Source organism: Enterobacter cloacae complex sp. AR_0002, from assembly GCF_001922365.1.
Classification (GTDB): domain Bacteria; phylum Pseudomonadota; class Gammaproteobacteria; order Enterobacterales; family Enterobacteriaceae; genus Enterobacter; species Enterobacter hormaechei_C.
Window position 1 is genome coordinate 4,166,259 of the sequence record NZ_CP018814.1, and the last position, 23,776, is coordinate 4,190,034.

20 protein-coding genes are annotated in these 23,776 nt (G+C 56.2%); 11 read left to right on the forward strand and 9 right to left on the reverse strand.

Annotated features, from left to right (window positions below; all coding sequences use genetic code 11):
* Window positions 1-2 precede the first annotated feature (2 nt).
* The 8 genes from panF to AM329_RS20695 all read right to left on the reverse strand — a co-directional run bounded on the left by panF (window position 3) and on the right by AM329_RS20695 (window position 6,981).
* A complete protein-coding gene (panF, locus tag AM329_RS20660; protein ID WP_023323805.1) occupies window positions 3-1,454 on the reverse strand; it encodes a sodium/pantothenate symporter in 1,452 nt (483 codons plus the stop codon).
* Window positions 1,444-1,686 (reverse strand): YhdT family protein, encoded by a 243-nt coding sequence (locus AM329_RS20665; protein WP_003860385.1) that lies wholly within the window; start codon window positions 1,684-1,686, stop codon window positions 1,444-1,446. The genes panF and AM329_RS20665 overlap by 11 nt, the downstream gene beginning before the upstream one ends.
* A gap of 108 nt (window positions 1,687-1,794) precedes the next feature.
* A complete protein-coding gene (accC, locus tag AM329_RS20670; RefSeq protein WP_003860388.1) occupies window positions 1,795-3,144 on the reverse strand; it encodes an acetyl-CoA carboxylase biotin carboxylase subunit in 1,350 nt (449 codons plus the stop codon).
* A gap of 10 nt (window positions 3,145-3,154) precedes the next feature.
* Window positions 3,155-3,619, reverse strand: a complete 465-nt coding sequence (accB, locus tag AM329_RS20675; protein WP_003860389.1) for an acetyl-CoA carboxylase biotin carboxyl carrier protein — start codon at window positions 3,617-3,619, stop codon at window positions 3,155-3,157.
* A 21-nt stretch (window positions 3,620-3,640) separates the two neighbouring features.
* The gene (aroQ, locus tag AM329_RS20680; protein WP_003860391.1) at window positions 3,641-4,093 is read right to left on the reverse strand and encodes a type II 3-dehydroquinate dehydratase; all 453 of its coding nucleotides are present in this window, start codon (window positions 4,091-4,093) and stop codon (window positions 3,641-3,643) included.
* 234 nt (window positions 4,094-4,327) lie between these two features.
* Window positions 4,328-4,927: a protein-methionine-sulfoxide reductase heme-binding subunit MsrQ gene (msrQ, locus tag AM329_RS20685; protein WP_003860393.1), complete on the reverse strand. Its 600-nt coding sequence runs from the start codon at window positions 4,925-4,927 to the stop codon at window positions 4,328-4,330.
* Entirely contained in the window at window positions 4,928-5,929 is a 1,002-nt protein-coding gene (gene msrP, locus AM329_RS20690) for a protein-methionine-sulfoxide reductase catalytic subunit MsrP (RefSeq protein ID WP_003860395.1), read from the reverse strand.
* Window positions 5,930-6,006: 77 nt separating this feature from the next.
* Complete coding sequence (locus AM329_RS20695) at window positions 6,007-6,981, reverse strand: MDR family oxidoreductase (RefSeq protein WP_032608003.1); 975 nt, start codon at window positions 6,979-6,981, stop codon at window positions 6,007-6,009.
* 182 nt (window positions 6,982-7,163) lie between these two features.
* Between AM329_RS20695 and csrD the strand changes: the two genes are divergently transcribed.
* The 8 genes from csrD to tldD all read left to right on the forward strand — a co-directional run bounded on the left by csrD (window position 7,164) and on the right by tldD (window position 19,437).
* A complete protein-coding gene (gene csrD, locus AM329_RS20700; RefSeq protein ID WP_032665687.1) occupies window positions 7,164-9,104 on the forward strand; it encodes an RNase E specificity factor CsrD in 1,941 nt (646 codons plus the stop codon).
* A gap of 282 nt (window positions 9,105-9,386) precedes the next feature.
* Window positions 9,387-10,430, forward strand: coding sequence for a rod shape-determining protein MreB (gene mreB, locus AM329_RS20705; RefSeq protein WP_000913396.1), 1,044 nt, complete (start codon window positions 9,387-9,389; stop codon window positions 10,428-10,430).
* A gap of 62 nt (window positions 10,431-10,492) precedes the next feature.
* Entirely contained in the window at window positions 10,493-11,509 is a 1,017-nt protein-coding gene (gene mreC, locus AM329_RS20710; protein ID WP_003860400.1) for a rod shape-determining protein MreC, read from the forward strand.
* On the forward strand, window positions 11,509-11,997 hold the full coding sequence (mreD, locus tag AM329_RS20715) for a rod shape-determining protein MreD (protein WP_003860402.1): 489 nt from the start codon (window positions 11,509-11,511) through the stop codon (window positions 11,995-11,997). The genes mreC and mreD overlap by 1 nt, the downstream gene beginning before the upstream one ends.
* A gap of 9 nt (window positions 11,998-12,006) precedes the next feature.
* Window positions 12,007-12,600, forward strand: a complete 594-nt coding sequence (locus AM329_RS20720; RefSeq protein ID WP_032608002.1) for a nucleoside triphosphate pyrophosphatase — start codon at window positions 12,007-12,009, stop codon at window positions 12,598-12,600.
* On the forward strand, window positions 12,590-14,059 hold the full coding sequence (gene rng, locus AM329_RS20725; protein ID WP_003860405.1) for a ribonuclease G: 1,470 nt from the start codon (window positions 12,590-12,592) through the stop codon (window positions 14,057-14,059). Before AM329_RS20720 ends, rng begins: the two co-directional genes overlap by 11 nt.
* A 42-nt stretch (window positions 14,060-14,101) precedes the next feature.
* A complete protein-coding gene (gene yhdP / locus AM329_RS20730) occupies window positions 14,102-17,908 on the forward strand; it encodes an AsmA2 domain-containing protein YhdP (RefSeq protein ID WP_032608001.1) in 3,807 nt (1,268 codons plus the stop codon).
* Between the two features lie 83 nt (window positions 17,909-17,991).
* Entirely contained in the window at window positions 17,992-19,437 is a 1,446-nt protein-coding gene (gene tldD / locus AM329_RS20735) for a metalloprotease TldD (protein WP_003860414.1), read from the forward strand.
* Between the two features lie 49 nt (window positions 19,438-19,486).
* Here the strand turns inward: tldD and aaeR are convergent, their stop codons facing one another.
* On the reverse strand, window positions 19,487-20,413 hold the full coding sequence (gene aaeR / locus AM329_RS20740) for an HTH-type transcriptional activator AaeR (RefSeq protein ID WP_003860415.1): 927 nt from the start codon (window positions 20,411-20,413) through the stop codon (window positions 19,487-19,489).
* A gap of 179 nt (window positions 20,414-20,592) precedes the next feature.
* On the opposite strand from aaeR, the gene aaeX reads away from it, so the two are divergent.
* The 3 genes from aaeX to aaeB are packed head-to-tail and all read left to right on the forward strand — an operon-like array spanning window position 20,593 to window position 23,709.
* Window positions 20,593-20,796 (forward strand): p-hydroxybenzoic acid efflux pump operon protein AaeX, encoded by a 204-nt coding sequence (aaeX, locus tag AM329_RS20745; RefSeq protein WP_003860416.1) that lies wholly within the window; start codon window positions 20,593-20,595, stop codon window positions 20,794-20,796.
* 7 nt (window positions 20,797-20,803) lie between these two features.
* Window positions 20,804-21,736, forward strand: a complete 933-nt coding sequence (gene aaeA, locus AM329_RS20750; RefSeq protein WP_003860417.1) for a p-hydroxybenzoic acid efflux pump subunit AaeA — start codon at window positions 20,804-20,806, stop codon at window positions 21,734-21,736.
* Window positions 21,737-21,741: 5 nt separating this feature from the next.
* On the forward strand, window positions 21,742-23,709 hold the full coding sequence (gene aaeB, locus AM329_RS20755) for a p-hydroxybenzoic acid efflux pump subunit AaeB (protein WP_003860418.1): 1,968 nt from the start codon (window positions 21,742-21,744) through the stop codon (window positions 23,707-23,709).
* Window positions 23,710-23,776 lie beyond the last annotated feature (67 nt).

Here is a 23,776-nt window from a genome sequence, read left to right on the forward strand (position 1 = left end):
CTTTATTTGTCAGTAGAAATCAGGGCAGTTTGTGGCACCGGTCGACCAAAACGGTTTCCCACCACAAACGCCAGTAAACTTAACAGTAACGAAGGCACGATCGGATGGAAGCCCAGATACTGAATTTTAAACGTGGCGAGAACGGCATACAGGACGCCCCCGACAATCATGCCGCTTAATGCACCCGCGGCATTCGCGCGTTCCCAGTACAGCCCCAGCACCAGCGGCCACAGGAAAACGGCCTCCAGCCCGCCAAAGGCGAGCAGGTTTAGCCAGATGATCATCTCCGGTGGACGCCACGCGGCCAGCAACAGTAACGCCCCCAGCACCAGGGTAATCACCGCCGACATACGCTTGAGGCGTCGCTCATTTTCGACCTGTTCAGGGCGCAAATTCAGATAGAGATCTTTAATGATCGTAGCGGAACTTTGCAGCAACTGAGCGTTGATGGTCGACATAATGGCCGCCATGGGTGCGGCGAGGAAAATCCCGGCGGCAAACGGCGGAAGCACTTTCACCATCAGGGTCGGAATGACCAGATCCGGTACGGTAAGGTCAGGGATCACCGCGCGGCCCAGCGCGCCCGCCAGGTGCATACCAAACATCAGGATCGCCACCACAATTGTCCCGATAATGATCCCGCGGTGCACCGCTTTGCTGTCTTTATATGAGATGCAGCGCACGGCAGTATGCGGCAGGCCAATCACGCCAAAGCACACCAGCACCCAGAACGAGGTCATAAAGGTTGGAGAGAGGATGTCATCCGCCCCCTGCGGCGAGACCAGTTTCGGATCGATCGCTTCCAGGGTTTCAACCGCATGGCTCAGGCCCCCTGCGGCATGCACGATACCCACCAGCAGAACGAGGGTGCCAATGAGCATCACCATCCCCTGCATCGTGTCGTTGAGTACGCTGGCGCGGAACCCGCCAAACGCGGTATACAGCGCGATACTCACACCGAAAATGACCAGGCCCGTCTCATAGGGGATACCGGCTGCCGTCTCCAGCAGACGTGCGCCGCCGATAAACTGCACCGTCATTGCGCCAATAAACGCCACCAGCAGACTCAGGCTTGCCAGCCATACCAGCAAGCGACTCTGATAGCGAGCAAACAGCATATCGTTCAGCGTTACGGCATTGTAGCGACGGGCCAGAATGGCAAACTTTTTACCCAGTATGCCCAGAGAGAGCCAAATGGCAGGCAGCTGGATCATGGCCAGCAGTACCCAGCCCAGCCCGTACTTATAAGCGGCGCCCGGGCCACCGATAAACGAGCTGGCGCTGATGTAAGTAGCGGTCAGCGTCATGGCCAGCACGACGCCACCCATTGAGCGGCTCCCGAGGAAATACTCGTTCAGAAAGGTGCCGGTCGAACGTTTACGCATCGCATAAACCGACAGGCCAAACACCAGGAACAGGTAAGCGATAAGGGGCAGAATGACTTCAAGCTGCATCATCGTCCTCCAGTGAAATATCGCGATAGATGAATTTCACCATCGCCCAGCACAGCAGGATAAACACCAGCGGCAGCAGCAGGCAGGCCATTTCAAACCAGTGCGGGAGGCCGGTAATGCCAATCGCCGAATCAGGTAAGTAAGCAGTTACTAACCATGCGGCGAGATAGAGAAGGGTCAGCCACAGCGCCCAGCGCGCTTCTTTATGGGCCTGAACAAAACGTTTGTCCATTTTTTGTCCCTTGTGGATGAAGAAAGCGGGGATTGTACATGATGGGGCTTAGCGATCCCCAGAAATAAAAAAGGCCGGATAATCCGGCCTTTTAGCAACACTGATCTCTTACTTCTCGTTCAGACCGAGTTTTTTCTCCAGGTAATGGATGTTAGTCCCACCATTCTGGAAGTGCTCGTCGCTCATAATGCGCATCTGGAGATCAACGTTGGTTTTGATCCCGTCGATGATCAGCTCCTGAAGGGCGTTCTTCATGCGGGCAATGGCCACGTCACGGTTTTCGCCGTAGCAGATCAGCTTACCAATCATTGAGTCATAGTACGGCGGTACGGTGTAACCGGCGTAGATATGGGACTCCCAGCGCACACCAAAGCCACCCGGCGCGTGGAAACGCGTGATTTTACCCGGGCTTGGCAGGAAGGTGTTCGGGTCTTCGGCGTTGATACGGCACTCTACCGCATGGCCTTTAACCACAACTTCTTCCTGTTTGATGGACAGCGGCTGACCGGCTGCGATACGCAGCTGTTCTTTAATCAGGTCAACGCCGGTGATCATTTCGGTAACCGGGTGTTCAACCTGAATACGGGTGTTCATCTCAATGAAGTAGAACTCGCCGTTTTCGAACAGGAACTCAAAGGTACCCGCCCCGCGATAGCCGATATCGACACACGCTTTGGCGCAACGCTCACCGATGTAGCGACGCAGTTCCGGCGTAATGCCCGGCGCTGGCGCTTCTTCGACGACTTTCTGGTGACGACGCTGCATGGAGCAGTCACGTTCTGCCAGATAGATCGCGTTACCCTGACCGTCAGCCAGCACCTGAATTTCGATGTGGCGTGGGTTTTCCAGGTATTTTTCCATGTACACCATGTCATTGCTGAAAGCCGCTTTCGCTTCCGCTTTGGTCATGGAGATGGACTGCGCCAGTTCAGCATCGCTGCGTACAACGCGCATACCGCGACCGCCGCCGCCGCCGGACGCTTTGATGATCACCGGATAGCCAATGCGTTTAGCATGGGCGCGGTTAGCATCCATATCGTCGGTCAGCGGGCCGTCAGAGCCCGGTACGGTTGGCACGCCAGCTTTTTTCATCGCGGTGATGGCAGACACTTTGTCACCCATCAGGCGAATGGTGTCAGCTTTCGGGCCAATGAAGATAAAGCCAGAGCGTTCAACCTGCTCAGCAAAGTTGGCGTTCTCAGAGAGGAAACCATAACCCGGGTGAATCGCGACCGCGCCAGTGATTTCGGCGGCGCTGATGATCGCCGGGATGTTCAGATAGCTTTTTACGGACGGAGCCGGACCGATACAGACCGTCTCATCCGCCAGCAATACGTGTTTTAAATCGCGATCCGCGCTTGAATGCACGGCCACGGTCTTGATGCCCAGTTCTTTACAGGCACGAAGAATACGCAGTGCAATCTCGCCACGGTTGGCGATAACAATTTTATCCAGCATGTTCGCCTCGTTACTCGATGACGACCAGCGGCTCGTCAAATTCTACCGGCTGACCACTTTCGACCAGGATCGCTTTCACAGTACCTGATTTGTCTGCTTCGATCTGGTTCATCATTTTCATGGCTTCAACGATGCACAGGGTATCGCCTACGTTGACTTTCTGACCCACTTCGATGAACGCCTTCGCGTCCGGGCTCGGGGTGCGGTAGAAAGTACCAACCATTGGGGAACGTACGATGTGACCACTGATTTCTGTTGCAGCCGCAGGTGCCGCTTCTGCTGCCGCTGGCGCAACGGCTGCGGAGAGCGCAGGCTGCTGCACTGGCGCAGCATAAGCTTGCTGCATTACCGGGAAGCTAGCGGCTGGGGCTGCACGGCTGATGCGTACAGACTCTTCGCCTTCAGAAATTTCCAGTTCGGAGATGCCTGATTCTTCAACCAGCTCGATCAGTTTTTTAATCTTACGAATATCCATGAGTGGGTTCCGTACTCTTGTTTAGTGTGATTGTGACAAGCGTTTTACCGCTGTCTGTAAAGCGTATGAATAGCCGTCTGCACCCAGCCCACAAATCACGCCAGCGGCGATATCTGACAGGTAGGAGTGGTGGCGGAACGGCTCTCGGGCGTGCACGTTACTCAGGTGAATCTCGATAAACGGGATACTCACCGCGAGCAGTGCGTCGCGTATAGCAACACTGGTGTGCGTAAACGCGGCCGGATTGATCAGGATATAGTCCACAGTGTCTTTAGCCTGATGAATACGGTCGATGATTGCGTACTCCGCGTTAGACTGAAAATGGTCCAAATCCACATTCAGCGACGCTGCTTCCGTACTCAGACGGTTAACAATTTCGCTCAATGTTAGCGTGCCGTACTTCTCTGGCTCACGGGTGCCGAGCATGTTCAGGTTCGGTCCGTTTAAAACTAAAATTTGGAATTTATCAGCCATTATGCCGCTATCTCCTGCGATTTTCGGGTAAAAAACAACATATACCCTCAAAGCGCAATTGTCACCCTTTCAGAGGCCTAAAACCCCTGTCCGGAAAACCGAAGTCGCACATTATAACGATTTCGTAGCATTTGGCAGCTAAATACTGGTCTTATCAGGGAAGATTATCAACCGCTATCCGAAAAAGATTCGCGGTTGATAAATAATCTGCGGGAAAACGCACAGTTTCGTGAACTATCGCAACCACTGGCGGAACTTCTTGTAACGCCACGCTAAAAGGGCCAGGGCCAGCAGGGCGTAGATGACCGGCTGAGGGGATAAAATCTTCACCGACCACAGGTAATGAATAGGGGCGAGGATCGCGACCAGATAGACGAAGTTATGCAGTAGTTGCCAGCGTCGCCCCAGTTTTCGCTGCGCATACTGCGTGGATGTCAGCGTCAGCGCCAGTAAAACCAGCCAGCTTACGATACCCAGCGTCAGATAGGGACGCGTCACCAGTTCGCTGCCAAGGAGTGCCAGGTTATTAATGCCCAGTTCCAGCAGGGCGTAGCTGGTGAGATGCAGCGTTGCCCAGGCGAAACACCATAGCCCTAAAAGCCGACGGGTGCGTATCAATAATGGCTGTTTAGCGTAGCGCGCCAACGGTGAGACGAGCAAGGTCGCCAGCAAAAATTTCAGAGCCATCCGACCCGTAAAATGCTGAATATCTTTCGCCGGATCGGCACTGAACTGTCCCTGGCTGGCTGCCCAGAAGAGCCAGATAAAGGGGAGCAATCCGGCTAAATGCAGGAGTACCTTCAGCCAGGTTATCTGCTTTGCCGTTAAACGCACTTAGAAGTTCTCCCGTAAGTTCAGACCACGGTAGAGGGATGCCACCTCATCCGCATAGCCGTTAAATAGCAGCGTTGGCTGGCGTTTAACATCCAGCGCGCCGCCGGAACCGATAAAACGTTCTGTTGCCTGCGACCAGCGCGGATGGTCAACGTGTGGGTTAACGTTGGCAAAAAAACCATACTCGTCAGGCGCTGCCAGGTTCCAGGTGGTGGGGGGGCGTTCACGGGTGAGCTTAATGCTGACGATCGATTTGATGCCCTTGAAACCGTATTTCCACGGTACGGTCAGGCGAATGGGTGCCCCGTTTTGCGGCGGCAGCGCTTTGCCATAAACCCCGACGGTGAGCAGCGTAAGCGGATGCATGGCTTCGTCGAGACGTAAACCTTCAACGTAGGGATACTCCAGCCCGCCGCCGATAAACCGATCCTTCTGGCCTGGCATCTCGTCCGGGGCATAGCGCGTCTGGAAAGAAACATACTTCGCGTTGCTGGTGGGCTCAACCAGCGCCAGCAGTTTATGCAAAGGGAAACCTACCCACGGCACCACCATCGACCAGGCTTCCACACAGCGCATACGGTAAATGCGTTCTTCAAGGGGGAAGCGGGTGGTGAGGTCATGATGATCCAGCGTCAGCGGTTTTGCCACCTCGCCATCTATCTTCAGCGTCCAGGGATCGGTTTTCATGCTCCCGGCGTTGGCGGCAGGATCGGCCTTATCAAGACCAAACTCATAGAAGTTGTTATAGCCGGTGACTTTATCTTCCGGCGTCAGCGTCAGTTTATTCTGCCACTGTGCCGGTTTGGTGAAGTCAAGCGGTGCGCCGGAGGGGGCTTTCGGGCGATCGTTGCCCTTAAACCAGTCGAGCAGATCGGCATGGGCCGCAGGGGTGAGCGTCAGGGCAGTGGCGCTGATGCCAAGCATTTTCAGGATCTGGCGGCGCTGTAGCATAAAGACAGATTCAGACGTTACGTCGGCTTCCGTCAGTTTTCGGGTTTTCATGGCATCCTCCGTCAGGCGTTTTTCTAAGCATGACGGAGGAGGAGGGTTAGCGCGAATATGTCACGAAAATTTGAAGATTAGGCGATTTTAACCAGCGCACGACCGTGGAACTGGTTGTCCATGATTTTATTGGCGAACTCTGGCGCCTGGCTCAGGGTGATCTCAGTGGCGCTCTGCTCATAGAATGAGGCTGGCAGATCCTGCACCAGACGTTCCCAGGCCTCAGCCCGCCGCTCGGCTGGGCTCATGACCGAATCGACACCCTGAAGACGCACGTTACGCAGAATAAATGGCATCACCGTCGTCGGCAGGGCAAAACCACCCGCCAGACCACAGGCCGCCACGCAGCCGCCGTAATTCATTTGCGCCAGCACCTTCGCCAGCACTTTGTCGCCGACGGTATCTACTGCGCCAGCCCAGATCTGTTTTTCCAGCGGGCGGGTCTCGGCGAATTCGTCGCGGCTCAGAATACGGCTTGCGCCCAGCTGACGTAGATAATCATGCGTACTTTCGCGGCCAGAGACGGCGGCGACCTGATACCCCAGCTTGTGCAGCAGCGTGACGGCCGTGCTGCCCACGCCGCCGCTGGCGCCGGTGACGACAATTTCGCCCGAGTCAGGACGAATCCCGGCCTCTTCCAGCGCCATCACGCACAGCATGGCGGTGAAGCCTGCCGTGCCGATGATCATCGCCTTACGACCGTCCAGGCCTTTCGGCATCGGGACCAGCCAGTCACCTTTGACGCGCGCCTGTGCTGCCAGTCCGCCCCAGTGGTTTTCACCTACGCCCCAGCCGGTGAGCAGCACCTGCTGTCCGGCGTGAAAACGCGGATCTTCACTGGTATGCACGCGGCCTGCAAAGTCGATTCCTGGCACCATCGGGAAATTTCGGATGATTTTACCTTTTCCCGTAATCGCCAGTGCATCCTTATAGTTCAGGCTGGACCAGTCGATATCTACGGTCACGTCGCCCTCCGGCAGGCGGTTTTCCTCAATGGCTTGCACCGAGGCAACGGTTTTGCCGTCCTGCTGTTCTAAGATCAAAGCCTGCATACAGGGTCCTCACTAGGTTTGATGATGGGAAAATATGTCCTGATGACTATACTCGCTCAATGAAACGCAGTGCCGATTTAACGCAATAAATTGCCAGATACACCAGGTTTGGTAGTATGTCGCATTTAAAATGCAAGTTAGTGCTCACTTGCCCCCCTTCAACCCACGGAGTAATCTCAAGGATGCGATTAACGACGAAGTTCTCAGCTTTTATTACCTTGCTGACGGGGCTGACCATATTTGTCACGCTAATCGGCTGCTCGCTGAGCTTTTACAATGCCATCCAGGATAAGCTGGTTAACCGGGTTGAATCGGTTGCATCGGTTATCGACACTCGCCTGATAACGTCCTCCTTCCCGGCGCTTTCGCGTGAGCTGGATGAGTTAATGGTGCCTGTGGATATAGTGCAGATCGACATTAAACAGGGGAAGCAGACCGTTTTCAGCCATACCCGCCAGGGCAGCTATCGTCCTGCCGGCACGGTAGATCAGTATCGGGACGTCACGGTTAATTCACTTAAACATCCGGGTATGACAATTCATCTGATGTACCAGGATCCGATGAGCAACTATTTACGCTCGCTTATGACCACCGCGCCCTTAACCATCGCCGTTGCTTTTATCGTACTGCTGATTTTCCTCGCCGTTCGCTGGCAGCGTCGTCAACTTTCCGGCCAGGAACTGCTGGAAACACGCTCCGTGCGGATACTGAATGGCGAGCGGGGTCCGCAGGTGCGGGGATCGGTTTATGAATGGCCATCACGCACCAGTAGCGCCCTGGACGTGCTGCTCTCCGAAATCCAGTTTGCCAGCGATCAGCGTAGCCGTATGGACACGTTGATTCGCTCTTACGCCGCGCAGGATAACAAAACGGGCCTCAACAACCGTCTCTTCTTTGATAATCAGCTGGCTACCCTTCTTGATGACCCCGAAAAGGTGGGTACGCATGGCGTGGTAATGATGATTCGCCTGCCCGACTTCGATCTGCTCCGTGATACCTGGGGTCAGCGCGTGGCGGAAGAGAACCTCTTTACGCTGATTAACCTGCTGTCCACCTTTATTATGCGCTACCCCGGCGCGTTACTGGCACGCTACCACCGCAGCGATTTTGCCGTCTTGCTGCCGCATCGCACCTTAAAGGAGTCCGAGAGTATCGCCAGCCAGCTGCTGAAAGCCGTCGATGCGCTGCCCCAGAGCAAAATGCTCGACAGAGACGATATGGTGCATATGGGCATCTGTGCCTGGCGCGGCGGTCAGTCGACGGAGCAGGTGATGGAACATGCGGAAGCGGCCACGCGTAACGCCGTATTGCAGGGGGCGAACGGCTGGGCAGTCTATGATGATACGCTGCCGGAGAAAGGGCGCGGCAACGTGCGCTGGCGAACCCTGATTGAACAGATGCTGAGCCGGGGCGGACCGCGCATCTATCAAAAACCGGCGGTCATGAAGAGTGGTCATGTCCATCATCGTGAGCTGATGTGCCGTATTTTTGATGGCACCGAAGAGGTTATCTCCGCGGAATATCTGCCCATGGTGTTGCAATTCGGATTGTCCGAAGAGTATGACCGTCAGCAAATCACCCGCCTCATTCCGTTTTTATCGTACTGGCCTGAAGAAAATCTGGCTTTACAGGTGACCGTCGAATCGCTGATCCGTCCGCGCTTCCAGCGCTGGTTACGTGACACGTTAATGCAATGCGAAAAATCGCAACGCAAACGCATTATTTTTGAACTTGCAGAGGCAGATGTAGGTCAACACATCAGCCGGTTGCGCCCGGTGGTGCGTTTAATCAATGCGCTTGGAGCTCGCGTGGCGGTAACCCAGGCGGGTCTGACGCTGGTGAGCACCAGCTGGATCAAAGAGCTGGATGTTGAATTATTGAAGCTGCATCCGGGTCTGGTAAGGAATATTGAAAAACGCACGGAAAACCAGCTGCTGGTACAAAGCCTGGTGGAAGCGTGCAAAGGAACGCAAACGCAAGTATTTGCCACAGGCGTACGTTCACGAAGTGAATGGCAGATGTTGACAGAGCGCGGCGTGACGGGCGGTCAGGGGGATTTTTTTGCCGCCTCTCAGCCGCTTGACACCAATGTGAAAAAATATTTGCAAAGATACTCTGTTTGACCTGCCGTTTACTTTGTTTTCACGTAGAATATCGCGCCTGTAGCTTTGAGTAAGACGAGCATAAAAGCCAGTGAACGACCTTTAATGGGTTACAAGTGAAAGTGAGGGACGCTGCTGTTTACTCAGCCCTGAGGGATTCAGGGGATGAATTTGTAACAAAGGAAACGTGCTGCACTAATTTTCACCGTAGCAGACGATTTTTGCGCCTTGTCGCTGCTGCGTGTGGTTGGTAAAGTAAGCGGATTTTGTTTTCCGCCCCAGCTTTCAGGATTATCCCTTAGTATGTTGAAAAAATTTCGTGGCATGTTTTCCAATGACCTGTCCATTGACCTGGGTACCGCGAATACCCTTATTTATGTAAAAGGACAAGGCATCGTATTGAATGAGCCTTCCGTTGTGGCCATTCGTCAGGATCGTGCCGGCTCGCCAAAAAGCGTGGCCGCAGTAGGTCATGATGCGAAGCAGATGCTGGGCCGTACGCCGGGCAACATCGCCGCGATCCGCCCAATGAAAGACGGCGTTATTGCTGACTTCTTCGTGACCGAAAAAATGCTTCAGCACTTCATCAAGCAGGTTCACAGCAACAGCTTCATGCGCCCAAGCCCGCGCGTGCTGGTGTGTGTGCCGGTTGGCGCGACCCAGGTTGAACGCCGTGCAATCCGTGAATCTGCTCAGGGTGCCGGTGCGCGTGAAGTCTTCCTGATTGAAGAACCGATGGCTGCGGCAATTGGTGCGGGTCTGCCGGTTTCTGAGGCTACCGGTTCTATGGTGGTGGATATCGGTGGCGGTACCACTGAAGTGGCCGTTATCTCCCTGAACGGCGTGGTGTACTCCTCTTCCGTGCGTATCGGCGGCGACCGTTTCGACGAAGCTATCATCAATTACGTTCGCCGTAACTACGGCTCTCTGATCGGTGAAGCGACCGCAGAGCGCATCAAGCACGAAATCGGTTCTGCCTACCCGGGTGATGAAGTGCGCGAGATCGAAGTTCGCGGTCGTAACCTGGCGGAAGGCGTGCCACGTGGATTCACCCTGAACTCCAACGAAATCCTGGAAGCGTTGCAGGAGCCACTGACCGGTATCGTGAGCGCGGTGATGGTTGCGCTGGAACAGTGCCCGCCAGAGCTAGCCTCCGATATTTCCGAGCGCGGTATGGTTCTGACCGGTGGTGGTGCGCTGCTGCGTAACCTCGACCGCCTGTTAATGGAAGAGACAGGTATTCCTGTCGTAGTTGCAGAAGATCCACTGACTTGCGTCGCCCGTGGTGGTGGCAAGGCGTTGGAAATGATCGACATGCACGGCGGCGACTTGTTTAGCGAAGAGTAGTCGGGTGTGAGAGGGTAGCAATTTGCTACCCTTTCTCTCTGACGCGAGAATACGCATAGCCTATGAAGCCAATTTTTAGCCGTGGCCCGTCGCTACAGTTTCGCCTGATCCTGGCGGTTCTGGTTGCGCTCGGGGTCATTATTGCCGATAGCCGCCTCGGTACGTTCAGCCAGATCCGAACGTACATGGATACCGCCGTCAGTCCTTTCTACTTTATTTCAAATGGTCCCCGTGAACTGCTCGACTCCGTGTCGCAAACGCTCTCATCGCGTGACCAGCTCGAACTCGAAAACCGTGCGTTACGCCAGGAACTGCTGCTGAAAAACAGCGAGCTGCTGATGCTGGGGCAATATAAGCAGGAAAACGCACGCCTGCGTGAACTGCTTGGCTCGCCGCTGCGCCAGGATGAACAGAAAATGGTCACCCAGGTGATCTCCACCGTAAACGATCCGTACAGCGATCAGGTGGTGATTGATAAAGGCAGCGTGAACGGCGTATACGAAGGTCAGCCTGTCATCAGCGATAAAGGCGTCGTGGGCCAGGTTGTGGCGGTTGCCAAACTGACCAGCCGCGTGCTGCTGATTTGCGATGCCACCCATGCACTGCCGATTCAGGTGCTGCGTAACGATATTCGCGTGATTGCCGCCGGTAACGGCTGCACGGACGATCTGCAACTGGAACATCTGCCCGCCAACACGGATATCCGCGTGGGCGACGTGCTAGTGACGTCCGGTCTGGGCGGTCGTTTCCCTGAGGGCTACCCGGTTGCGGTTGTCTCTTCCGTGAAGCTCGACACTCAGCGTGCCTACACCGTGATTCAGGCGCGTCCAACGGCCGGCTTGCAGCGTTTGCGCTACCTGCTGCTGCTGTGGGGCGCCGATCGTAACGGAGCTAACCCGATGACCCCGGAAGATGTGCATCGCGTGGCGAATGAACGCCTGATGCAGATGATGCCGCAGGTACTGCCTGCGCCGGATGCGATGGGACCACCTGCACCCGTACCGGCTCCGGCGACGGGGTTAACGCAGCCGCTGCCGGATGCGCCGCCACCGCCGCAAGTCTCGGGTGGAGGGCAGTAGTGGCCAGTTATCGTAGCCAGGGGCGCTGGGTAATCTGGCTCTCATTCCTCGTTGCACTGTTGCTGCAAATTATGCCCTGGCCGGACGACATTCTTGTTTTCCGGCCAAACTGGGTATTGCTCATTTTGCTCTACTGGATCCTTGCCCTGCCGCACCGCGTAAATGTCGGCACAGGTTTTGTGATGGGTGCCATACTGGATCTTATCAGTGGCTCTACGCTTGGCGTCCGCGCCTTATCCATGAGCATTATTGCGTATCTCGTCGCACTCAAATTCCAGCTCTTTCGTAACCTTGCGCTCTGGCAACAGGCGCTGGTGGTGATGTTGTTGTCGCTCGCTGCGGATATCGTTGTTTTCTGGGCAGAGTTTTTAGTGATCAACGTCTCTTTCCGACCGGAAGTGTTCTGGAGTAGTGTAGTAAACGGTGTGCTCTGGCCGTGGCTGTTCCTGCTGATGCGTAAAATTCGCCAGCAGTTTGCCGTGCAATAAAAGGTTTCTATGACGTCTTTGTATCTTGCCTCCGGTTCTCCGCGTCGCCAGGAACTGCTCGCGCAGTTGGGTGTCTCCTTCGAACGCATCGTTACCGGTATTGAAGAAAAACGTGCTGAGGGTGAAAGCGCTCAGCAGTATGTCTCTCGTCTGGCGCGTGAAAAAGCGCAGGCGGGCGTGGCATGCGTGCCGCGTGACTTACCGGTGCTGGGTGCGGATACCATTGTCATTCTCAATGGTGAGGTGCTTGAGAAACCCCGCGACGCAGACCATGCGGCGCGGATGCTGCGTAACATGTCCGGACAAACCCATCAGGTGATGACGGCGGTAGCGCTGGCAGACAGCCAGTACGCTCTGGATTGCCTTGTGGTAACGGAAGTGACGTTCAGAGTCCTCACCGACGAGGAGATCGCCGGCTATATCGCCAGCGGTGAACCTATGGATAAAGCAGGTGCATACGGTATTCAAGGGTTGGGTGGCTGTTTTGTCAGGAAGATAAATGGCAGCTATCACGCCGTAGTCGGCTTACCGCTGGTGGAAACGTATGAGTTGCTGAGCAATTTTAACTCACTGCGTGAGGGAAGGGATAATTATGACGGCTGAATTGTTGGTAAACGTAACGCCATCGGAAACCCGTGTGGCCTACATTGATGGTGGCATTCTTCAGGAAATTCATATTGAGCGTGAAGCGCGACGCGGAATCGTAGGCAATATCTACAAAGGTCGTGTCAGTCGTGTCCTGCCGGGTATGCAGGCGGCTTTTGTAGATATTGGGCTCGATAAGGCGGCGTTTTTACATGCCTCCGATATCATGCCGCACACCGAATGTGTGGCAGGCGAAGAGCAAAAGCAGTTTGCCGTGCGCGACATCTCTGAGCTGGTGCGTCAGGGCCAGGATCTGATGGTGCAGGTGGTAAAAGATCCGCTGGGCACTAAAGGCGCGCGTCTGACCACCGACATCACCCTGCCTTCACGCTACCTGGTGTTTATGCCGGGGGCGTCGCACGTCGGCGTGTCACAGCGTATTGAGAGCGAAAGCGAGCGTGAGCGCCTGAAAAAGGTGGTCAGCGCCTACTGCGACGAGCAGGGCGGGTTTATTATCCGTACCGCGGCGGAAGGGATCAGCGAAGAAGATCTCGCCTCGGATGCGGCCTACCTGAAGCGCGTCTGGACCAAAGTGATGGAGCGTAAAAAACGCAACCAGACCCGCTACCGGCTGTACGGTGAGCTGGCGCTCGCTCAGCGCGTATTACGTGATTTCGCCGACGCCCAGCTTGACCGCATCCGCGTGGACTCCCGTCTGACGTACGAAGCCTTACTGGAGTTCACCGCCGAGTACATCCCGGAAATGCCGGGTCTGCTGGAGCATTACACCGGACGCCAGCCGATATTTGACCTCTATGACGTTGAAAACGAAATCCAGCGTGCGCTGGAGCGTAAGGTTGAGCTGAAATCGGGTGGCTATCTGATCATCGATCAAACCGAAGCGATGACCACCGTCGATATCAACACCGGCGCGTTTGTCGGCCATCGCAACCTCGATGACACCATCTTCAACACCAACATCGAAGCGACGCAGGCCATCGCGCGTCAGCTTCGCCTGCGTAATCTGGGCGGCATTATCATCATCGACTTTATCGATATGAATAATGAAGATCACCGCCGTCGCGTGTTGCACTCTTTGGAGCAGGCGCTGAGTAAGGACCGCGTGAAAACCAGCATCAATGGCTTCTCGCAGCTCGGTCTTGTGGAAATGACCCGGAAACGGACCCGCGAAAGCGTGGAACATGTCCTGTGTAATGAGTGTCCAACCTGCCATGGACGCGGAACGGTAAAGACGGTGGAGACGGTCTGCTACGAGATCATGCGTGAAATTGTCCGTGTCCATCATGCCTACGACTCAGACCGTTTTCTGGTCTATGCTTCCCCTGCGGTGGCGGAGGCCCTGAAAGGGGAAGAGTCGCACGCGCTGGCGGAAGTGGAAATCTTTGTCGGCAAACAGGTAAAAGTGCAAATTGAGCCGCTCTATAACCAGGAGCAGTTTGACGTCGTCATGATGTAAACGCAGTTCGCTGCGAGATTTAAGGCTGACAAGGAGAGACGCGTGAGGCGATTGCCGGGGATTTTACTGCTTACAGGGGCAACGCTGGTCGTGATTGTCGCGTTGCTCGTGAGCGGGCTGCGTCTCGCCTTGCCGCATCTGGACAGCTGGCGTCCGCAGATACTGGCAAAAATCGAATCCGCCACCGGCCTGCCGGTGGACGTGAGTCATATCGAGGCAAGCTGGCAGAACTTTGGCCCGACGCTAGATGCGCGGGATATCCGCGCCAGCCTGAAAGATGGCGGCCACCTCAAAATCAAACGCGTCACCCTGGCGCTGGATGTCTGGCAAAGCCTGCTGCATCTGCGCTGGCAGTTTCGCGATCTCACCTTCTGGCAACTTCAGCTGATGACTAACACGCCGCTGCAAAGCGGCGACAGCGATCGAGGGCTGGAAACCAGCCGTATCAGCGATCTGTTCCTGCGGCAGTTCGATCATTTCGATCTGCGCGACAGCGAAGTGAGCTTTATTACTCTTTCCGGTCAGCGCGCTGAGCTGGCGATCCCTCAGCTGACCTGGTTAAACGGGAAAGATCGCCACCGCGCCGAGGGGCAGGTGAATCTCTCCAGCCTGAACGGGCAGCACGGGGTTATGCAGGTGCGGATGGATCTGCGTGACGACAATGGCCTGCTGAACAACGGCAGGGTCTGGCTACAGGCGGACGACGTGGACGTGAAGCCGTGGCTCGGTGAGTTGCTACAGCAGAACATGCAGCTGGAGACCGCGCGCTTCAGCCTGGAAGGCTGGATGACGCTGACGAACGGGGCGTTCGCCAGCGGCGATATCTGGCTTAAGCAGGGGGGCGCGAGCTGGAAAGGGGAAAACCATCAGCATCAACTTTCCGTCGATAACCTCACCGCACACGTGACGCAGGATAAAGGCGGCTGGCAGTTCGCCATTCCGGATACGCGCATCTCCATGGATAACAAACCCTGGCCGCGCGGCGCGCTGACGCTGGCGTGGATGCCGGAACAGGACGTCGGCGGGATAAACGGTAAACGCAGCGACGAGCTGCGTATCCGCGCCAGTAACCTGGATCTGACGGCGATCGAAGGGCTGCGTTCAATGGCCGCAAAACTTTCACCGGAGCTGGGCGAAATCTGGCTGGCGACGCAGCCGAGCGGGCAGATAAACCGACTGGCGCTGGATATTCCGCTCCAGGCTACGGAAAAGACGCGTTTTCAGGCGGCATGGAAAAATCTCGCATGGAAACAGTGGAAATTGCTGCCGGGTGCCGAGCACTTCAGCGGTAAACTGGAAGGAAGCGTGGAAAACGGCAGGCTGACGGCAGAAATGCAGGACGCGAAAATGCCGTACGAAACGGTCTTCCGTGCGCCACTGGAGATCGAAAAGGGAAATGCCACTCTCAACTGGCTGAAGAATGACAAAGGTTTTCAGCTCGATGGCCGCGATATTGATGTAAAAGCCAAAGCGGTACATGCCCGTGGTAATTTCCGTTATCTACAGCCTGAAGGCGATGAGCCGTGGCTGGGTATTCTGGCGGGCATCAGCACAGATGACGGTTCGCAGGCGTGGCGCTACTTCCCGGAAAACCTGATGGGGAAAGCGCTGGTGGACTATCTCAGCGGCGCTATTCAGGGCGGCCAGGCGGATAACGCCACGCTGGTCTACGGCGGCAACCCGCACCTGTTCCCGTATAAGCACAACGAAGGCCAGTTCCAGGTTCTGGTGCCGCTACGCAACGCCACCTATGCCTTCCAGCCAGACTGGCCGGCGCTGAAGAATCTGGATATTGAACTCAACTTCCTGAATGACGGCTTGTGGATGAAGACGGACAGCGTCGCGCTGGGCGGCGTAACGGCAAGCAACCTGACGGCAAACATCCCGGATTATTCCAAAGAGAAGCTGCTGATTGATGCGGATATTAAGGGGCCGGGTAAAGCGGTTGGCCCGTACTTTGAAGATACGCCGCTGAATGACTCCCTGGCAGCCACCCTTCAGCAGTTGCAGTTAGATGGCGATGTGAATGCTCGCTTACATCTGGATATCCCGCTGGACGGTGAATTGACCACCGCCAAAGGCGACGTTCGCCTTAATAACAACAGCCTCTATATCAAGCCGCTGGACAGCACCCTGAAAAACCTCAGCGGTCAGTTCAGCTTTGTTAACGGCACGCTGAAAAGTGAGCCGCTTAAAGCGACCTGGTTCAATCAACCCGTTAATATCGATTTCTCCACCACCGAGGGCGATAAAGCCTACCAGGTGGCGGTCAATATGGACGCGAACTGGCAGCCGTCACGCATGGATGTTCTGCCGAAGCCGATTGAGAATGCGGTGGACGGTGCGGTGTCATGGAATGGCAAGGTCGCCATCGACCTGCCTTATCATGCCGGTGCGCGCTATAACGTCGACATTACGGGCGATCTAAAAAACCTCAGCAGCCAGCTTCCCGCGCCGCTGAATAAAAAAAGCGGTGAAGCATTGCCCGTCAACGTTAAGGTTGCGGGCAACCTTAACAGCTTCGATTTAACCGGAAACGCGGGCGGAACAAACCACTTCAACAGCCGCTGGCTGCTTAACCGCAAGCTGACGCTGGACAGGGCGATCTGGACGACGGACAGCCGTACCACGCCGCCGCTGCCGGAGCAGGCGGGCGTTGAACTGAATCTCCCGCCGATGGATGGCGCAGAGTGGCTGGCACTGTTCCAGAAAGGTGTCGGGCAAAACGTCGACCAAACGGCGCAGTTCCCGCAGTCCATTACCTTGCGCACGCCTGCGCTGACGCTGGGCGGGCAGCAGTGGAACAACCTGAGTATTGTCTCCCGGCCGACGGTAAACGGCTCAAAGGTCGAGGCGCAGGGGCGTGAGATCAACGGTTCGTTGATCATGCGCGATCACGCGCCATGGCAGGCGGCTATCCGTTATCTCTATTACAATCCGACCTTTACGGCGTCTAAAGCAGAGTCGACAAGCACTTCTCCTGTCAGTGGCAATGGGACGTCGCGCGTGGATTTCAGCGGCTGGCCCGATCTCCAGCTGCGCTGCGCGGAGTGCTGGCTGTGGGGACAGAAATATGGCCGTATCGACGGTGATTTTGCCATTCAGGGAAATACGCTGAGCCTCTCTGGTGGGCTGGTGGATACCGGCTTTGGCCGCATGACTGCCGCGGGCGAATGGGTGAACAAACCGGGTGAACAACGCACCTCGCTGAAAGGCGATATTAAAGGCAATAAGCTGGACGCCGCGGCTAACTTCTTCGGCATTAGCACGCCGCTTCGCGGATCGTCCTTCGATGTGAATTACGATCTGCACTGGCGCGCTGCGCCGTGGACACCCGATGAAGCTTCGCTTAACGGCATCCTGAAAACCAACTTCGGTAAGGGTGAGATTGCCGACGTGAGCACGGGGCGCGCCGGGCAGATCCTGCGCCTGCTGAGTTTTGATGCGCTGCTGCGCAAGCTGCGCTTCGATTTCAGCGACACCTTCAGCGAAGGTTTCTACTACGATTCCATTCGCAGTACGGCGTGGATCAAAGACGGCGTTCTGCATACGGACGATACGCTGGTGGATGGCCTGGAAGCGGATATCGCCATGAAAGGCTCGGTCAACCTCGTGCGTCGCGAACTGGATATGGAAGCCGTGGTGGCGCCGGAAATTTCCGCAAGCGTGGGCGTTGCGGCGGCCTTTGTGGTGAACCCGATTGTCGGTGCGGCGGTGTTTGCCGCCAGTAAAGTGCTGGGGCCGCTGTGGAGCAAGGTCTCTATTCTGCGCTATCGCATTACCGGTCCGGTCGATAAACCGCAGATTAACGAGGTGCTGCGCCAGCCGCGCAAAGAAGCACCGCAATGATTTGACGTGGGCAGGTAATTGCCTCACTCTCAATAAATACGATCTTTATACCGCCACGGGCGGCAACGAACGAGTAGCAATAGATGAGTCTGAACCTGGTAAGTGAACATTTGCTCGCAGCGAACGGCCTGAGCCATCAGGACCTGTTCTCCATTCTTGGTCAACTGACCGAACGCCGCCTCGACTACGGCGATCTCTATTTCCAGTCGAGCTATCACGAATCCTGGGTTTTAGAAGACAGCATCATTAAAGATGGCTCTTACAACATCGACCAGGGCGTCGGCGTGCGCGCCGTCAGCGGGGAGAAAACCGGTTTTGCTTATGCCGATCAGATTAGCCTCGCCGCACTTGAGCAGAGCGCGCAGGCCGCGCGCACCATTGTGCGTGATACCGGAGATGGTCGCGTGAAAACGCTGGGTGAAGTGCAGCACGCTGCGCTCTATACCAGCATCGACCCGCTGCAAAGCATGAGCCGCGAAGAGAAGCTCGACATCCTGCGTCGCGTGGACAAAGTGGCTCGCGCGGCGGATAAACGCGTGCAGGAAGTCTCTGCCAGCCTGACCGGTGTTTATGAACTGATCCTGGTGGCGGCGACGGACGGTACCCTGGCGGCGGATGTTCGCCCGCTGGTGCGTCTCTCTATCAGCGTGCAGGTTGAAGACGACGGCAAGCGCGAGCGCGGCTCAAGCGGTGGCGGCGGTCGTTTTGGCTACGACTGGTTCCTCGGCGACGTTGACGGCGAAGCGCGCGCTGATGCGTGGGCAAAAGAAGCCGTGCGCATGGCGCTGGTCAACCTGTCTGCCGTGGCGGCTCCTGCCGGTACGCTGCCGGTGGTTCTGGGCGCAGGCTGGCCTGGCGTGCTGCTGCACGAAGCGGTCGGTCACGGCCTTGAGGGTGATTTCAACCGTCGCGGGACGTCCGTATTCAGCGGTCAGATGGGGCAGCTTGTCTCCTCCGAACTGTGTACCGTGGTGGATGATGGCACCATGCTCGACCGTCGCGGCTCGATTTCTATCGACGATGAAGGCACGCCGGGCCAGTACAACGTGCTGATCGAAAACGGCGTACTGAAAGGCTACATGCAGGACAAGCTTAACGCGCGCCTGATGGGCGTAGCGCCAACGGGTAACGGCCGTCGTGAATCCTACGCGCACCTGCCGATGCCGCGCATGACCAACACCTACATGTTGCCGGGCAAATCCACGCCGCAGGAGATTATCGAATCCGTTGATTACGGGATCTTCGCGCCAAACTTTGGCGGCGGTCAGGTGGATATCACCTCCGGCAAATTTGTCTTCTCTACCTCAGAGGCGTATCTGATTGAGAAGGGCAAAGTGACCAAAGCGGTGAAAGGCGCAACCCTGATTGGCTCCGGCATTGAGGCCATGCAGCAGATTTCCATGGTCGGTAACGATCTGAAGCTGGATAACGGCGTGGGCGTTTGCGGCAAAGAGGGCCAGAGCCTGCCTGTGGGCGTCGGTCAGCCTACGCTGAAAGTAGATAATCTGACGGTGGGCGGCACGGCGTAAATTTTCCCCCGCACCCTAACCCTCTCCCCAACGGGGAGAGGGGAAAAGCCTACTCTTTCCTTCTGCCCCGCATGCCCTGAAACAGCTCCGCCACTTCCACAAAATAGTCCGTCAGATAGTTAATACAGACCTGCACCTTCAGCGGCAGCTTGTCCTTTTCCGTATAGAGCGCGTACACCGGACGCGGATCGGACTGGTAGCGCGGGAAGAGGATCTCCAGCACGCCGCTGTTGATCTCGTTGATCACCCACATCAGCGGTACGTAGGCGATCCCGGCCCCGGCCACCAGCCAGCGTGAGATGGTCATCGGATCGTTGGTGACGAAGCGGCCTTCAGGCAGCAGTTTAGTGGAAAGCCCTTCCGGCGCGATCAGTTCAAATTCGTTATCTGGCCGAACGCTGTATTCCAGCCACGAGTGGTTGCTCAGATCGGCAGGTTTCTCCGGCACGCCATACTGTGCCAGGTAGCTTTTCGAAGCGCAGACCACCATCGGCATGCTGCCCAGTCGACGCGAGAACAGGCTAGAGTCCTGCAACGCGCCAACGCGGATCACCACGTCTAACCCATCGGCAATCAGGTCCGGTGCCGGAATGCCCGTAACCAGATTAACGGTTAAACCGGGATACTCTTTCAGCATTTCCGCCGTCATGGCAGCGAGAACATTTTGTGCCATAGTTGAAGAACACCCGATACGCAGCGTGCCGATAGGCGTGTTGTTAAAGGCATAGAGTTGCTCGTGAACGTCCTGCACTTCATGCAGCATTCGACGGCAGCCCTGATAGTAAATTTTACCCGCTTCCGTCAGCCCGATGCTGCGGGTGCTGCGGTTGAGCAGCTTCACCTGAAGCTCATCTTCCAGTTTTGACACTGTCTGGCTAATGGATGAGACGCTCATTTGTAGCTGACGTGCTGCGGCGGTAAAAGAGCCTTGCTCAACCACTTTCGCAAAGACGGACATGCGTTTTAGACGTTCCATTATTCACTCTGGCTTAAAAGTGATTTAGATCACATATGATAGATAACAGCATAACAGTTACGTTAATATATTATTAATTACATAACGGCTGCGCCACTCTCGCCCGGCAATTCTTGCTCTCCTGCGGCGGCGCGAGCTTAAAAATCCAGTAACCTGCACTCTCTTTAATCAAGGTCAACATGAGTCTGTTTCCCGTTATCGTGGTGTTCGGTTTGTCGTTCCCACCGATATTTTTCGAGCTTCTTTTATCACTGGCGATCTTCTGGCTGGTGCGCAAGGTGCTGGTCCCTACCGGGATTTATGATTTCGTCTGGCATCCTGCATTGTTCAATACCGCGCTGTATTGCTGCCTGTTCTATTTAATATCGCGCATGTTTGTCTGAGGTTGATGTGAAAACGCTAACAAGAAAAATCTCCCGCACTGCCATCACTATGGCGCTGGTCATCCTGGCGTTCATCGCTATTTTTCGCGCCTGGGTTTATTACACCGAATCCCCGTGGACGCGCGATGCGCGTTTCAGCGCGGAGGTGGTCGCGATAGCGCCCGATGTCGCCGGTCTCATTACGGCAGTCAACGTCCACGATAACCAACTGGTGAAAAAAGATCAGGTGCTGTTCACCATCGACCAGCCGCGCTATCAAAAAGCACTGGAAGAAGCGGAAGCCGACGTGGCGTATTACAACGCGCTGGCCTCTGAAAAACGCCGTGAAGCAGGACGCCGTAACAAGCTGGGCATCCAGGCCATGTCCCGGGAAGAGATTGACCAGTCCAATAACGTGCTGCAAACCGTGCTGCATCAGCTGGCAAAAGCGCAGGCGACGCGCGATCTGGCGAAGCTCGATCTGGAACGTACCGTTATCCGCGCCCCGTCCGATGGCTGGGTGACCAACCTCAATGTCTATGCGGGCGAGTTTATCACGCGCGGCTCTACGGCCGTGGCGCTGGTGAAACAGAACTCTTTCTACGTCCTCGCCTATATGGAAGAGACCAAGCTGGAAGGCGTGCGTCCGGGCTATCGCGCCGAAATCACGCCGCTCGGCAGCAACCGGGTCCTGAAGGGAACCGTGGACAGCGTGGCCGCGGGGGTGACCAACTCCAGCAGTACCAATGATTCAAAAGGGATGGCGACCGTCGATTCTAACCTCGAGTGGGTTCGTCTGGCGCAGCGCGTACCGGTACGCATTCGTCTGGATGAGCAGCAGAGCAACCTCTGGCCCGCAGGCACCACGGCGACGGTGGTGATCACGGGTGAAAAAGACCGTGATGCCAGCCAGGATTCTATCTTCCGTCAAATCGCCCATCGCCTGCGCGAGTTTGGTTGATCGCTATGGGCATTTTTTCCATCGCCAGCCAGCACATCCGCTTCGCCGTGAAGCTGGCATGCGCCATTGTGCTGGCGCTGTTTGTTGGCTTCCATTTCCAGCTTGAAACGCCGCGCTGGGCCGTTCTGACCGCCGCGATCGTCGCCGCCGGTCCTGCCTTCGCGGCGGGTGGCGAACCTTACTCCGGGGCAATTCGCTATCGCGGGATGCTGCGTATTATCGGCACCTTTATCGGCTGTATCGCCGCCCTGACCATTATCATCCTGATGATCCGCACGCCGCTGCTGATGCTGATTGTATGCTGTATCTGGGCGGGTTTTTGCACCTGGGTCTCTTCGCTGGTGAAGGTGGAGAACTCGTACGCCTGGGGTCTGGCGGGATATACCGCGCTGATTATTATCATCACCATTCAGAGTGAACCGCTGCTTGCTCCGCAGTTCGCCGTGGAACGTTGCAGCGAGATTGTCATTGGTATCGTCTGCGCGATTGTCGCAGACCTGCTCTTCTCTCCGCGATCCATCAAGCAGGAAGTCGATCGTGAGCTGGACGCGCTGATTGTTGCTCAGTACCAGCTCATGCAGCTGTGCATTAAGCACGGCGACAGCGAAGAGGTCGACAAGGCCTGGAGTGCGCTGGTGCGCCGCACGCAGGCGCTGGAAGGGATGCGCAGTAACCTCAATATGGAGTCTTCCCGCTGGGAGCGGGCCAACCGTCGTCTGAAAGCGATCAATACCGTCTCGTTAACGCTGATCACCCAGGCGTGTGAAACCTACCTGATTCAGAACACCCGCCCCGAAGTGGTAACGGATACTTTCCGCGAACTGTTTGATGAGCCTGTGGAGACGGTGCAGGACGTGCATCGACAGCTTAAACGCATGCGTCGTGTGATTGCGTGGACAGGAGAACGGGATACGCCAGTCACCATTTATACCTGGGTAGGCGCCGCAACGCGCTACCTGCTCCTGAAACGCGGCGTGATTAGCAACACCAAAATCAGTGCGGCGGAAGAAGAGGTGTTACAGGGCGAAGTGGTGATCAAACCTGAATCCGCCGAGCGCCATCATGCGATGGTTAACTTCTGGCGTACCACCCTGGCCTGTATACTCGGCACGCTGTTCTGGCTGTGGACCGGCTGGACGTCTGGCAGCGGCGCGATGGTGATGATTGCCGTCGTCACCGCGCTGGCGATGCGTCTGCCCAACCCGCGCATGGTCGCGATCGATTTTCTGTACGGCACCATTGCGGCGTTACCCATTGGCGCGCTCTACTTCCTGGTGATTATTCCCTCGACGCAGCAAAGCATGCTTTTGCTCTGCATCAGCCTGGCGGTGATGGCGTTCTTTATCGGGATTGAGGTACAAAAACGCCGTCTGGGATCGTTAGGCGCACTGGCGAGTACGATTAACATCATCGTGCTGGATAACCCGATGACCTTCCATTTCAGTCAGTTCCTGGATAGCGCACTAGGTCAGCTGGTGGGCTGTTTCCTGGCAATGATGGTGATCCTGCTGGTGCGGGATAACTCTCAGGCGCGGACAGGGCGCGTGCTGCTGAATCAGTTTGTATCGGCCGCCGTATCGTCCTTGACCACCAACACCGCGCGGCGCAAGGAGAACCACCTGCCGGCGCTCTATCAGCAGCTGTTCCTGTTGCTGAATAAATTCCCGGGCGATGTCGCCCGCTTCCGCCTGGCGTTAACCATGATTATCGCGCACCAGCGTCTGCGGAACGCGCCAGTGCCGATCAACGACGATTTGTCCGCCTTCCACCGCCAGCTACGGCGCACGGCGGACCATGTGATATCGGCATCCAGTGATGACAAACGTCGCCGCTACTTTAAGCAACTGCTGGAGGAGCTGGATATCTACCAGGAGAAACTGCGGATCTGGGAAGCGCCGCCGCAGGTTACCGAGCCGGTAGAGCGGCTGGTGTTTATGCTGCACCGCTACCAGAATGCGCTGACAGACAGCTAACGAAGAGAAAACCGACGCCAAAAGCGTCGGTTTTTTTGTGGCTATACTTATTCTTGCAGGTTCAAAC

Bases quoted from the DNA above. Each gene is read 5' to 3' on its own strand.
- panF (WP_023323805.1), bottom strand. From the start codon at position 1,454: ATGCAGCTTGAAGTCATTCTGCCCCTTATCGCTTACCTGTTCCTGGTG.
- AM329_RS20665 (WP_003860385.1), bottom strand. From the start codon at position 1,686: ATGGACAAACGTTTTGTTCAGGCCCATAAAGAAGCGCGCTGGGCGCTG.
- accC (WP_003860388.1), bottom strand. From the start codon at position 3,144: ATGCTGGATAAAATTGTTATCGCCAACCGTGGCGAGATTGCACTGCGT.
- accB (WP_003860389.1), bottom strand. From the start codon at position 3,619: ATGGATATTCGTAAGATTAAAAAACTGATCGAGCTGGTTGAAGAATCA.
- aroQ (WP_003860391.1), bottom strand. From the start codon at position 4,093: ATGGCTGATAAATTCCAAATTTTAGTTTTAAACGGACCGAACCTGAAC.
- msrP (WP_003860395.1), bottom strand. From the start codon at position 5,929: ATGAAAACCCGAAAACTGACGGAAGCCGACGTAACGTCTGAATCTGTC.
- AM329_RS20695 (WP_032608003.1), bottom strand. From the start codon at position 6,981: ATGCAGGCTTTGATCTTAGAACAGCAGGACGGCAAAACCGTTGCCTCG.
- csrD (WP_032665687.1), top strand. From the start codon at position 7,164: ATGCGATTAACGACGAAGTTCTCAGCTTTTATTACCTTGCTGACGGGG.
- mreB (WP_000913396.1), top strand. From the start codon at position 9,387: ATGTTGAAAAAATTTCGTGGCATGTTTTCCAATGACCTGTCCATTGAC.
- mreC (WP_003860400.1), top strand. From the start codon at position 10,493: ATGAAGCCAATTTTTAGCCGTGGCCCGTCGCTACAGTTTCGCCTGATC.
- AM329_RS20720 (WP_032608002.1), top strand. From the start codon at position 12,007: ATGACGTCTTTGTATCTTGCCTCCGGTTCTCCGCGTCGCCAGGAACTG.
- rng (WP_003860405.1), top strand. From the start codon at position 12,590: ATGACGGCTGAATTGTTGGTAAACGTAACGCCATCGGAAACCCGTGTG.
- tldD (WP_003860414.1), top strand. From the start codon at position 17,992: ATGAGTCTGAACCTGGTAAGTGAACATTTGCTCGCAGCGAACGGCCTG.
- aaeR (WP_003860415.1), bottom strand. From the start codon at position 20,413: ATGGAACGTCTAAAACGCATGTCCGTCTTTGCGAAAGTGGTTGAGCAA.
- aaeX (WP_003860416.1), top strand. From the start codon at position 20,593: ATGAGTCTGTTTCCCGTTATCGTGGTGTTCGGTTTGTCGTTCCCACCG.
- aaeB (WP_003860418.1), top strand. From the start codon at position 21,742: ATGGGCATTTTTTCCATCGCCAGCCAGCACATCCGCTTCGCCGTGAAG.